This is a genomic window from Rhizobiaceae bacterium (assembly GCA_023953835.1).
In the GTDB taxonomy this organism is placed as follows: domain Bacteria; phylum Pseudomonadota; class Alphaproteobacteria; order Rhizobiales; family Rhizobiaceae; genus Mesorhizobium_G.
In genome coordinates this window covers 1,443,515-1,455,365 of record JAMLJB010000001.1, presented here as the reverse complement: position 1 = coordinate 1,455,365, position 11,851 = coordinate 1,443,515, and the positions used below count along the sequence as shown (strand labels likewise).

13 protein-coding genes are annotated in these 11,851 nt (G+C 61.1%); 8 read left to right on the top strand and 5 right to left on the bottom strand.

Features of this window, described 5'->3' with window-relative positions; all coding sequences use genetic code 11:
- Positions 1-10: 10 nt before the first annotated feature.
- Positions 11-1,015 carry a cytochrome d ubiquinol oxidase subunit II gene (locus M9924_06795; protein MCO5064110.1) on the bottom strand — a complete coding sequence of 335 codons (1,005 nt, stop codon included), beginning with the start codon at positions 1,013-1,015 and terminating at the stop codon, positions 11-13.
- A gap of 21 nt (positions 1,016-1,036) precedes the next feature.
- Positions 1,037-2,398 carry a cytochrome ubiquinol oxidase subunit I gene (locus tag M9924_06790; GenBank protein MCO5064109.1) on the bottom strand — a complete coding sequence of 454 codons (1,362 nt, stop codon included), beginning with the start codon at positions 2,396-2,398 and terminating at the stop codon, positions 1,037-1,039.
- Positions 2,399-2,577: 179 nt separating this feature from the next.
- On the opposite strand from M9924_06790, the gene M9924_06785 reads away from it, so the two are divergent.
- Genes M9924_06785 through M9924_06770 form a run of 4 tightly spaced genes read left to right on the top strand, consistent with a single transcriptional unit; the run spans position 2,578 to position 5,380 of the window.
- Positions 2,578-3,504 carry an ABC transporter ATP-binding protein gene (locus M9924_06785; protein ID MCO5064108.1) on the top strand — a complete coding sequence of 309 codons (927 nt, stop codon included), beginning with the start codon at positions 2,578-2,580 and terminating at the stop codon, positions 3,502-3,504.
- On the top strand, positions 3,501-4,262 hold the full coding sequence (locus tag M9924_06780) for an ABC transporter permease (protein MCO5064107.1): 762 nt from the start codon (positions 3,501-3,503) through the stop codon (positions 4,260-4,262). The genes M9924_06785 and M9924_06780 overlap by 4 nt, the downstream gene beginning before the upstream one ends.
- Positions 4,263-4,322: 60 nt before the next feature.
- Entirely contained in the window at positions 4,323-4,661 is a 339-nt protein-coding gene (locus tag M9924_06775) for a hypothetical protein (protein MCO5064106.1), read from the top strand.
- The gene (locus M9924_06770; GenBank protein ID MCO5064105.1) at positions 4,658-5,380 is read left to right on the top strand and encodes a phosphatase PAP2 family protein; all 723 of its coding nucleotides are present in this window, start codon (positions 4,658-4,660) and stop codon (positions 5,378-5,380) included. Before M9924_06775 ends, M9924_06770 begins: the two co-directional genes overlap by 4 nt.
- A gap of 16 nt (positions 5,381-5,396) precedes the next feature.
- Here the strand turns inward: M9924_06770 and M9924_06765 are convergent, their stop codons facing one another.
- Entirely contained in the window at positions 5,397-5,885 is a 489-nt protein-coding gene (locus M9924_06765; GenBank protein ID MCO5064104.1) for a CYTH domain-containing protein, read from the bottom strand.
- A gap of 128 nt (positions 5,886-6,013) precedes the next feature.
- On the opposite strand from M9924_06765, the gene M9924_06760 reads away from it, so the two are divergent.
- From M9924_06760 to M9924_06745, 4 genes are read left to right on the top strand one after another with little or no spacing between them, the layout of a single operon-like run.
- Positions 6,014-6,694, top strand: a complete 681-nt coding sequence (locus tag M9924_06760) for a CerR family C-terminal domain-containing protein (GenBank protein MCO5064103.1) — start codon at positions 6,014-6,016, stop codon at positions 6,692-6,694.
- On the top strand, positions 6,691-7,635 hold the full coding sequence (locus M9924_06755; protein ID MCO5064102.1) for an HlyD family efflux transporter periplasmic adaptor subunit: 945 nt from the start codon (positions 6,691-6,693) through the stop codon (positions 7,633-7,635). Before M9924_06760 ends, M9924_06755 begins: the two co-directional genes overlap by 4 nt.
- A gap of 4 nt (positions 7,636-7,639) precedes the next feature.
- Positions 7,640-8,557, top strand: coding sequence for an ABC transporter ATP-binding protein (locus M9924_06750; protein ID MCO5064101.1), 918 nt, complete (start codon positions 7,640-7,642; stop codon positions 8,555-8,557).
- Complete coding sequence (locus M9924_06745; GenBank protein MCO5064100.1) at positions 8,554-9,693, top strand: ABC transporter permease; 1,140 nt, start codon at positions 8,554-8,556, stop codon at positions 9,691-9,693. The genes M9924_06750 and M9924_06745 overlap by 4 nt, the downstream gene beginning before the upstream one ends.
- 10 nt (positions 9,694-9,703) lie before the next feature.
- Here M9924_06745 and M9924_06740 read toward each other — a convergent pair whose 3' ends face one another.
- The gene (locus tag M9924_06740; GenBank protein ID MCO5064099.1) at positions 9,704-10,981 is read right to left on the bottom strand and encodes an L-fuconate dehydratase; all 1,278 of its coding nucleotides are present in this window, start codon (positions 10,979-10,981) and stop codon (positions 9,704-9,706) included.
- 139 nt (positions 10,982-11,120) lie between these two features.
- On the bottom strand, positions 11,121-11,849 hold the full coding sequence (locus M9924_06735; GenBank protein MCO5064098.1) for an SDR family oxidoreductase: 729 nt from the start codon (positions 11,847-11,849) through the stop codon (positions 11,121-11,123).
- Between the last annotated feature and the right edge of the window lie 2 nt (positions 11,850-11,851).

The following is an 11,851-nucleotide window of genomic DNA, read 5'->3' as shown; positions in this document are numbered from 1 at the left end:
TCGCATCCGCTCAATCATACGTCAGGTCGCCGGCCTTACCGCCGAAAACCCGATACGCATAGAACGAATAAAACAGGATAATCGGCAGCACCACCGCCGTTCCGGCGAGGATAAGCGCCAGGCTTTCGGTCGCTGACGCCGCCTGCCAGATCGTCACGCGGTCGGGCACCACATAGGGATAGAACGACCAGGCCAGCCCGGCGAAACCCAATGCGAAAATCGCCGACAGTATGAGGAAAGGCGCCAGTTCCTGTCGTCCGTCCGGGCGCGGAAGCTGGAATGTCTTGCGCCAGAGGAGAAGGAAAAGAATAGCGGACAGGATCGGTAGCGGCGACAAATAAAGCAATTCGGGAAAAAGGAACCAGCGGTCGAAAATGCGCGGGCTGGCGAGAGGCGTGGCGATAGAAACCGCAACCATGCCGAACACGGTAAAGACAAGGGCGGAGCGCAGCCACAGCACCGCCTTCTTCTGGAGTTCGCCTTCGGTCTTGTAGATCAGCCACGCTGCGCCCATCGCGACATACGCCGCAGCAAGGCACATCGCGACCAGCGCGCCGAACACGAACGCCGGAAACCCGGTGCGCAGACCGAGCACATACACCCCCAGCATATAGCCCTGCGCAAGGGAGGCAGTCAGGGAGCCAAGGAAGAACAGGCGGTTCCATCGCTGCTTGTGCCCGGCGGGAACCTTGGCGCGGAAGTCGAACGCGACCCCGCGCAGGATGAGGCCGACGAGAAGGATGAACACGGGAATATAGAGGGCGGTGAGGATCGTCCCATGCGCGATTGGAAAGGCGACGAGCAGCAATCCGACCGCCAGCACCAGCCAAGTTTCATTTGCGTCCCAGAAGGGGCCGATAGCGGAAATCATCCGGTCCTGCTCATGGTCGCCGGCGACCGCGAACAGGATGCCGATGCCGAGATCGAATCCGTCCAGAATGACGTAGATCAGGATGGCCACCCCCATCAGGGTTGCGGCAATGAGGGGGAGAATCGTCGGCCAGTCAATCGTCATGCCACTCTCTCCAATTTTCAATCAGCGATCGGCGACGGGTTGTGCCAGCGCCTGTTCGAGCACCGCAGGAAGGGGTGCAGAGTCACCCTCGCGGGCAGCCTTGAGCGCCAGATGCACCAGCACGCCGAGATAGCTGGCCAGCAAACCGGCGTAGAGCAGCAGGTAGATCGCGAGTGTCGTTGCGACATGGCTTGCAGCCACACCGCCGACAGCCTCATCTGTCCGCAGGATTCCCGTCACCAGCCAAGGTTGGCGACCGATTTCGGTCGTGTACCAGCCTGCGAGCGTGGCGAGCCAACCCGACAGGCCCATCGGCACCATCACATAGGCCAGCCAGTGAGGAACGCTGTCGCGCCGCCAGAGGTAGACCGCACCCAGCCATGACACCAGAAGCATCAGCAAGCCGGTGCCGACCATGATGCGGAAACCCCAGAAGAGCGGCAGCACAGGCGGGTGATTGCCTTCGAACTGGTCGAGCCCCGGCACGACGCCGTCGGCATGGTGCCTGAGAATGAGGCTCGCGCCGTTGGGGATGGAGATTTCGAAATGGTTTTCCTTCGCACTTTCGTCGGGCCAGGCAAACAGGACGAGGGGAATGTTCGGACCTGTTTTCCAGTTTGCCTCCATGGCCGCGATTTTTTGCGGCTGATGCTCCAGCGTGTTGAGACCATGCTGGTCGCCCGCGAAAATCTGTATCGGGATCAGGATCGCGCCCGCATAGATGCCGGTGCGCATGGCCTTCATCATCGACTCGGACCGGTCGCCCGCGAGATAGCGCAGCGCGGAAATGCCGGCCATGAGGAAACAGACGGTCAGTCCCGAAGCCAGCAGCATGTGGATGAGGCGGTAGGGGAAGGACGGATTAAAGACGATGGCCCACCAATCGATCGCATGCGCGACGCCATCACGCATTTCGAAGCCCGCAGGCGTCTGCATCCACGAATTGAGCGCCAGGATCCAGAAGGCTGACATCGTCGTTCCGAACGCCACCAGAAAGGTTGCGAGCGTGTGGACTTTGTTGGGCACCCGGCGGAATCCGAAAAGCATGATGCCGAGGAATACGGCCTCGAGGAAGAAGGCGGTAAGGACTTCGTAGGCGAGGAGCGGTCCCGCGATGTTCCCGACGTGCTCCATATAGCCCGGCCAATTGGTGCCGAACTGGAAGCTCATCGTCACGCCCGAAACGACACCCATCGCGAAGGACAGCGCGAACACCTTCACCCAGGTGAAATAGGCCCGCATCCAGGCGGTATCGTGTGTCGAATTGTAGCGAAGCTTGAAAAACAGCAGCACCCAGCCGAGCGCGATGGTGATCGAGGGGAAAAGTATATGGAACGAAATATTCGCCGCAAACTGAATGCGCGAAAACATCACGGCGTCCATGAGGGCCGTCTCCATCAAATTAGCAAGATCAAAAATATTGAGCGTGGGCCTTACAGTCAAAGTGGCATGGCCGCACAGGGTCCGAATGTCGCATGTCCTGTCGGGAACTGTCAGGAGCGAAGTTGACATTTTCCCCCCGGATACGACATGCAAGCGCCTCACAACAGCAAGGCGGCTGCATGCACCCCGTCATATCCGTTTCAGGCGTTTCGAAGACATATGCGTCCGGCTTCAATGCGCTTCAGGACATCGATCTCGAAATCGCGCGAGGCGAGATATTTGCGCTGCTGGGTCCCAACGGGGCAGGCAAGACGACCCTGATCTCGATCATATGCGGCATCGTCAAGCGAAGCGGCGGGACTGTTCTCGTGGATGGGCACGACATCGAGCGGGACTATCGCACCACGCGCAGCCTGATCGGCCTCGTGCCGCAGGAGCTGACCGTGGATACGTGGGAAACCGTGTTCAACGCCTGCGCCTACAGCCGTGGCATATTTGGCAAGCCGCCGAACCCGGACCATATCGAGAAGGTGCTGCGCGACCTTTCGCTCTGGGAAAAGCGCGACGCAAAATCCATGCAGCTCTCGGGCGGCATGAAGCGCCGCCTGCTGATCGCCAAGGCGCTTGCGCACGAGCCGCGGATTCTCTTCCTCGACGAACCGACAGCCGGCGTCGATGTCGAGTTGCGCCATGATTTGTGGGCGATGGTCCGCCGTTTGCGCGACACGGGCGTCACGATCATCCTCACCACGCACTACATCGAGGAAGCCGAGGAAATGGCGGATCGCATCGGCATCATCAACCACGGCAGGATCATGCTTGTAGAGGGCAAGGCCGAACTCATGCGCAAGCTTGGCCGCAAGCAACTCACGCTTCAATTGCGCGAACCGCTGGCGGCGCTTCCCGAGCGCTTCGACCGCTACGCCCTGGAGCAATCCGGCGACGGGAAGCTGCTGACCTACATCTACGATGCGCAGTCTGACCGTCCGGGCGTCGCTTCGCTCCTACGCGAACTCGATGAAGCCGGCATCGGATTTCGCGACCTCGACACCGAGCAAAGCTCGCTCGAAGAAATCTTCGTCGGCCTTCTCAAGGAGAAGTCGTGAACCACTACGCGCTCTGGGCAATATACAAGACGGAAATGGCGCGCACCTTGCGCACGCTGTTGCAGAGCATCGTGTCGCCGGTCATCTCGACATCGCTCTATTTCGTCGTGTTCGGCGCCGCCATCGGCAGCCGCATCCAGGAAGTCGACGGCATTGCCTATGGCGCTTTCATCGTGCCGGGCCTCGTCATGCTTTCACTGCTCACGCAGTCGATTTCGAATGCATCCTTCGGCATCTATTTCCCGAAATTCACCGGCACGATCTTCGAGCTTCTGTCCGCTCCGGTTTCCTATCTCGAGATCGTAACGGCCTATGTCGGCGCGGCGGCCACCAAGTCCATCGCGCTTGGCCTGATCATTCTGATAACCGCCAGCCTGTTCGTGTCCCTGAATATCGAACACCCGTTCTGGATGCTCGCCTTCCTTGTTCTGACGGCGCTGACATTCAGCCTCTTCGGCTTCATCATCGGCATATGGGCCAACGGCTTCGAGCAGTTGCAGATCGTTCCGTTGCTGATCGTCACGCCGCTTACTTTTCTCGGCGGCAGTTTCTACTCGATAGACATGCTGCCGCCGGTGTGGCGCACGATTTCGCTGTTCAATCCCGTCGTCTATCTGGTAAGCGGTTTCCGCTGGAGCTTCTTCGGCCAATCCGATGTGCCGGTGGGCACCAGCCTCGCGGCAACGCTTGGCTTTCTTTTTGTCTGCCTCGCCATCGTCGGCTGGATATTCAGGACCGGATACAGGCTCAAGAACTGATCTCTTGACGTGGCCCCGTACATGGCCCCATTTCGGGCAGGCACAGTTCAGGCAATCACCATGAGCCTTTCCGGCGCACTGCAACTCATCGCTTCGACCCTGATCTTTCTTGCGGCGGCAAGCAGCGCCAAGGCATGGGCGCTAGCGCCAAGCCTTCCCAAGATACTGCTGACGCTCGCGCTCTACACGCTCGGAAACCTCATCATGCTCCGGCTGGTGCGCGAATTCGGCATGTCCGTCGCGTTCAGCCTGTCGGCAGTCATCCAGCTCATCTCCGTCAATCTCGTGGCGCTTCTCTATTTCGGTGAATCGCTCAGCGGCGCGCAGAGCCTCGGCATCGCGCTTGCGATCGCATCGGTGGCGGTGATCAGCTTCGGGCCTTATCTTGGCGGGCGATGAACAAACCCCAGGAACCTGCGCGTGGCTTTGCCCGCCCTTTTGATTTCTTCAACCGGATCGAATTTCCGGTTCTGCTGGCGGGGCTGTTGCTGGCTGGCGGACTGTGGGGGTTCATCGAACTTTCCGAGTTCGCGCGCGACGCGACGCCTCACAGCATCGATACGACCCTTTTGCTGGCGCTGCGCGAACCGGGGCAACTCGACAATCCGATCGGCTCGGAAAAAATCGAGGGATGGGTGCGCGACATCACCGGGCTGGGCGGTGTTGCGGTCTTGGTGCTGCTGACCAGTCTTGTTGTTGTATACCTGCTGATTGCCGGCAAGTGGCAGATTGCCCTGTTCGTGCTGGTCGCCGTTGGCGGGGGTCAACTCGTCTCGACCCTGCTCAAGCTCGGCATCGACCGGCCCCGGCCCGAACTCGTGCCGCACATGGTGCGCGAGACGAGCAGCAGTTTTCCGAGCGGACATGCAATGATGTCGGCGGTGACCTATCTCACGCTCGGCTCGATGCTGGCGCGCATCACGCCGCATCGGTGGCTGAAAATATACTTCCTGTTCGTTGCCGTGCTGCTGACCGGGCTCGTCGGTGCGAGCCGGGTCTATCTCGGCGTGCACTGGCCGACAGATGTGCTGGCAGGCTGGTGCGCCGGGTTCGCATGGGCGATGCTGTGCTGGCTCATCGCGCGATGGTGGCTGAAAAACCGGCCAACCCCGCCCTAGGTTCTGACCTTGGCCTTCAGCTTGCAAGCGCGGTCAATGTCTTCGGGGACTTGTCGCTCAGCGCCAGCACCGCGTTCGAATAGCGCTGGTCTCCGGTAACTTCCCGGCCAATCCATTCGGGCAGCGCGTTTATTGCGACAGGATCGGGTGTTTCGAGTTCGGCCACGATCAACCCTTCCAGATCGCTCGCGAACACATCCACCTCGTAAACATAGCCGCCGAACCGAACGTGGTGCCTTACGTTTTCAATGACCGAGCCGATTGAAAACGCTTGCAGGGCCCGCGCCTCATCGAGCGGGATCGGATATTCATACTCGTCGCGCTCCCTCAGGTTCGAACCGAATTTGAAGGTGAGCCGCGCGCTCGCGCCGTCGCTGATGCGCACGCGCGTGGATCGATCCGAGGCGATGGAAAGGTAGAATTGCCGGATTGCGATGACCTTTGACACGCGGTCGCGCCACGCATCGCTGCAAACCAGGAACTTGCGTTCGATTTCCTTGGCCATCGCAGGGGAATAAACCCCGTCATGTGAAGATGTGCAACGCATAATCTTCGTTGTTTGCGCGCAGGGCGGGAAAAATCATGTCGCACGTCACTTGACTTTAATCAATCGATTGATCTAAGAAGCATGACATGAGCAGCCTGCCAACATCTGCCGACACTCTTTCCGGCCCCGAGCACACCCGCGCGGCGCTGGTGAAAACCGCGCTGCGGCTTTTCGGACGGCAGGGCTTTGAAGGCACGTCGACCCGCGAGATCGCGGCGGGTGCGAAGGCCAATATCGGGTCCATCGCCTATCATTTCGGAGGCAAGGAAGGGCTGCGGCTGGCGGTGGCCGATCATATCGTCGGGATCATCCAGTCGATTGCCGCCAAGGCTCAGCTCGGCATGCCGGCGGACGCCCCGCTTGATCCGGAGGCGGCGGAAAAGGCCATGACCTCCATGATCGAGCGCATGTTCTCATTCTTTGTGACGCAGCCGGAAGCGGGCGAGCTTGTGCCTTTCGTGCTCAGGGAAATGTCCGGCCCGTCGCCCGCCTTCGACCGCGTCTACCACGGCATGATGGAGCCTCTGCACATACGCTGCTGCCAACTTTGGGAGGCGGCGACAGGGGAGCCCGCCGATAGCGACGAAACGCGCATCAACGTGTTCATGCTGATTGGCCAGATCCTCTATTTCAGGCTCGCCCGCGAAGCTGTTCGCCGCCGTATGGGCTGGACGGACATCGGTCGCGACGAGGGCGCGGAAATTACCCGCATCGCGATCGGGAATTTCAAAACCTTGCTGGCGGCAAGGAAGGACCGGACAAGATGAGTTTCTTCTGCTCGATTCCCGTTTTGGCGACGCTGCTGTCCTGCGGCCCGGGTGCGCCGCTGGCGACAGGCTATGTCGAGGGCGAGTTCGTCCGGCTGGCGCCCATCGAAACCGCGCAGGTCCAGTCTGTGGCGGTGCGTCGCGGCGACCGGGTGGAGCCGGGGCAGATCATCGTGCGGCTGGAGGATGCGGATGCCCGCATCGCCGTGTCGCAGGCCGAAGCCGCGCTTGCGCAGGCCGACGCCCAGCTCGCCGACCTGAAGATCGGCAAGCGCCCCGAGGAAATCGACGTGCTGACGGCGACACTGGCTTCGGCCGAGGCGGAGGCCGAGGAGGCCGAGCGGATCGTGGAGCGCACGCAGGACCTGTTCAACAGGGGCACGGCGACGCAGGCGCAGCTCGATACGGCGAAGACGCAGCTCAAGGTCACCACCGCCGCCATCGGCCAGGCAAAGGCAAATCTTGCGGTGGCGAACCTTCCGGCGCGCCCCGAAGCCATCAAGGCTGCGGAAAACGCGGTGAAACAGGCGTCTGCGGCCCTTGAAGAGGCGCAATGGAAACTGTCGAAGCGAAGCCTGAGCGCGGTCAGCGGCGGTCGGGTGGATGATGTGATCCGCGATCCGGGCGACATGGCCGGACCATCGGCGCCCGTCCTGTCCCTCCTGCCCGATGGCGCGGTGAAGCTGAAGGTCTATGTACCTGAGCCGGACTTTTCGAAGCTCAAGGTGGGCGGCGAACTGAAGGTGCGTTGCGACGGATGCGGCGAAGGGCTGACCGCGAGAATCAGCTATGTCTCGCCCGATCCGGAGTTCACCCCGCCCGTCATCTATTCGCTCGAAAATCGCCAGAAGCTCGTCTATCTGGTCGAAGCCCGCCCGGACGGCGACACGCGGCTCCAGCCGGGCCAGATCGTGGATGTCGATCTGGCCGCTTCGGAATAATACGATGAACGTCATCGACGTCCGCAACCTCGTCAAGCGCTTCGGTGACAAGACGGTGGTCGACCACGTCTCGATGCAGGTGCATCAGGGCGAGATCGTGGGCTTTCTCGGCCCGAACGGTTCCGGCAAGACAACCACGATCCGCATCATGTGCGGACTGCTGACGCCCGACGAAGGCGAGGGCGAAGTGCTTGGTTACAACATCGGCACCGACTCGCTGAGGATCAAGCGCGAGGTCGGCTACATGACGCAGAAGTTCTCCTTCTATGAGGACCTGACGATTGCTGAAAACCTTGAGTTCGTGGCGCGGCTCTACGAGCTGAAACCCATGGCGAAATTCGTCGACGACACGCTTGAGGACCTCGGCCTGACGAGCCGCCGCAACCAGCTCGCGGGAACGCTTTCGGGTGGCTGGAAGCAGCGTCTGGCGCTTGCGGCCTGCATCATGCACCGCCCGAAACTGCTATTGCTGGACGAGCCGACCGCAGGCGTCGATCCGAAGGCGCGCCGCGAATTCTGGGACGAGATTCATCGGCTGGCGAATGGCGGCCTCACCGTGCTTGTCTCGACCCACTACATGGATGAAGCCGAGCGCTGCCATCGCATCTGCTATATTTCCTATGGCAAGATGCTTGCGACCGGAACGGTCGACGAAGTAATCCGCGACGCCGGCCTGACCACCTACATCATGACGGGAGCCGCCCTTGGCGAGATCGCGGAAAAGCTTTCCGGCGCGCCCGGCGTCGATCAGATCGCGCCCTTCGGCAACACGCTGCATGTTGTCGGCTCCAACCACGCATTGCTTGAAAAGACGCTTGCCCCGTACCGGAAGCGAAAAGACATCAGGATCGAGCATGGCGAGACCAGCCTTGAAGATGTCTTTATCCAGTTCATGTCCGAATCGAAGGACAACATGACATGAACCATGCGCTGTTTTCGTTCTCGCGGCTCAATGCGCTCCTTAGCAAGGAATTCATCCAGATGCGGCGCGACCGCGTCACGTTTGCGATGATGCTGGGCGTGCCGATGATGCTGCTGATTCTGTTCGGCTACGCGATCAACAACGATCCGAAGCGGCTGCCCGCCGCGCTCGTCGCCACCAGCAATGACCACTATACCCGCGCGATGGTCTCGGCGCTGGAAATGACCGGCTACTACCGTTTTGACCACAGTGTCCAAAGTGCGGCGGAAGCCGAGGAGCTGATCACGCGCGGCGATGTCGCCTTCGTGGTGACCATTCCGTCGGATTTCGCACGGCGTGTCGAGCGCGGCGACAATCCGGAAATCCTGATCGAGGCCGACGCAACTGATCCTGCTGTCGCCAGCGGCGCTATTTCCACGCTTGGAACGGTGGCCGGGCAGGCGTTGCTGCGCGAGCAGGGAGACGAGATCGAGGCTGCCGCCATGGCTGCCAGCCAGCTTCAGGTCATCGTGCACCGGCGATACAACCCGGAAGGCATCTCGCAATACAACATCGTGCCGGGCCTTCTCGGCGTCATCCTGCAAATGACCATGGTGATGATGACCGCGATGGCGCTGACGCGCGAGAGCGAGCGCGGCACCATGGAAAACCTGCTCGCCATGCCTGCGAGCCCGATGGAGATCATGCTGGGAAAGGTGCTTCCCTACGCAGCCGTCGGGGCGGTTCAGGTGGTCGTGGTGCTGACCGCCGCCAAGGGTCTGTTCGGCGTGCCGTTCTTTGGCAGCCTCCCGCTCCTTCTGTCGGCCATCCTCGTTTTCGTGCTGGCGCTGGTGCTGCTCGGATATTCCATCTCGACGGTCGCGCGCACCCAGATGCAGGCAATGCAATTGACGTTCTTTTTCTTCCTGCCGTCAATATTGCTGTCGGGCTTCATGTTTCCCTATCGCGGCATGCCCGATTGGGCGCAGACACTGGGCGAAGTCCTGCCGCTCACCCATTTCCTGCGCATCGTGCGCGCCGTGATGCTGAAAGGTGCGACCTTCCCGGCCATCGCCACCGAAGTGCTTGCGCTGGTGCTGTTCGTGCTCGCCTTCGCAACGCTGGCGCTGCTGCGCTTCCGGCGGACGCTGGACTAGGGTCCTGACCCTAATCCGCAAACGTATAGTCCCTGATCGAATCCGGCTTCATCTCGATGGAAAAGCCGGGGCGGCGCGGCGGCATATAGGCAGCGTTGCTGATGATGCAGGGTTCGACGAAGTGCTCGTGCAGATGATCGACATACTCGATCACCCGGCCTTCCTTGGTGCCGGAGACGCACAGATAGTCGATCATCGACAGGTGCTGCACATATTCGCAAAGGCCGACACCACCCGCGTGAGGCCAGACCGGAAGATTATACTTGGCAGCCATCAGCAGCACGGAAAGCACCTCGTTCAAGCCGCCCATACGGCATGAATCGATCTGCACCACGTCGATCGCGCCTTCCGCGATGAACTGCTTGAACATGATGCGGTTCTGGCACATCTCGCCGGTCGCCACCTTCATCGGCTTCACCGCTTCCCTGATCTTGCGATGCCCGGCTACATCGTCAGGGCTGGTCGGCTCCTCGATGAAGAATGGATTGCAGAAGGCGAGCTTCTTCAGCCACTCGATCGCCTGCGGCACCTCCCAGACCTGATTTGCGTCGATCATCAGGAAACGGTCCGGGCCGATGATCTCGCGCGCGATTGTGAGCCGGCGAATATCCTCGTCCAGATTGGCGCCCACCTTCATTTTCACATGGTTGAAGCCAGCATCGACCGCCTCGCGACACAGGCGCCGCAGCTTCTCCTCCGAATAGCCGAGCCAGCCGGCGGAGGTGGTGTAGCAACGATAGCCGTCGCGCATCAGGATCGCCTCGCGATCCGCCCGGCCCGCTTCCGCCTTCCTGAGGATTGCCAGCGCCTCGTCCGGCGTCAGTACATCTGTCAGGTAGCGGAAATCCACGATCTTGAGGATTTCCTCGGCGCTCATGTCGGCCACCAGTTTCCAGACGGGCTTGCCCGCATCCTTCGCCAGAAGGTCCCAGACCGCATTCACCGCCGCGCCCGTCGCCAGATGCATCGCCCCCTTGTCGGGACCGATCCAGCGCAACTGGCTGTCGCTCGTCAGATGCCTCCACATGCGGCCGGGATCTTCCCTGATCCAGTCGAGGTCGAGGCCGACGAGCAAATGGCGCATGGCCTCGATTGCCGTGACGCAGATTTCATTGCCGCGACCGATGGTAAAGGTCAGCCCGTGGCCTTCGAGGCCCGGCCTGTCGGTTTCCAGCACGAGATAGGCTGCCGAATAATCCGGGTCGGGGTTCATCGCGTCCGAACCGTCGAGGCTGAGTGAGGTCGGGAACCGCAAGTCAAAGGTTCTGAGGTTCGTGATCCGGGTCATGACGCAATCCTTCGCGCGCAAAGAGAATTCCATTCCACTCCGGGGAGTGGAGCAATCGATCGGTAATGTCGGGACGGCGCTCTTGCGCTATGCGTCCGCCTTGAAGTCTGGTTTCATGCTGGTTCCCTGCTCTGCGGGTTCAAACGGACCATCCCCCGTCGATGTTGTAGGCTTGGCCTGTCGTGTAAGTTGCGCCTGCGAGATAAACCGCAAGGTCGGCGATTTCTTCGGGGGTGCCGAGTCGACCCATGGGCTGGCGCGCAACGAACGCCGCCCGCGCCTGTTCATAGTCGCCCTGCGCGCGCATCCGGTCTTGCAGCGACGGACTTTCCACCGTGCCCGGGCAGATGCAGTTGCAGCGAATGCCGCGCGTGATGTAGTCGGCGGCGACCGACTTGGTCAGGCCGATTACCGCCGCCTTGGTCACGCCATATGCGAAGCGGTTCGGCACGCCTTTGACCGAGCTTGCGACCGACGACATGTTAATGATCGCTCCCTCGCCCTGCTCCAGCATTCCCGGCAGGACGGCGCGAATGGTGCGGATCATCGAGCGGACGTTGAGGTTCACCGCGAAGTCGAAATCCTCGTCCTTCATCTCAAGCACGGAGCCGGAATGGACGAAGCCCGCGCAGTTGAACAATATGTCGATCTTTCCGATATCCCCGACCACCGCCCGCACGTCCGCTTCGTCCAGCACATCCATGCGGCGGGCCGTGATGTTTGCGGCATTCAGTTCGCCGAGCAGCTTTTCGTTGATGTCGGTCGCATGGACCGAGGCGCCCGCGGCGGCGAACGCCAGTGCCGAAGCGCGCCCGATGCCTTGCGCGGCGGCGGTTATGAGGACGGTCTTTCCGGTCAGGTCGGTCATGC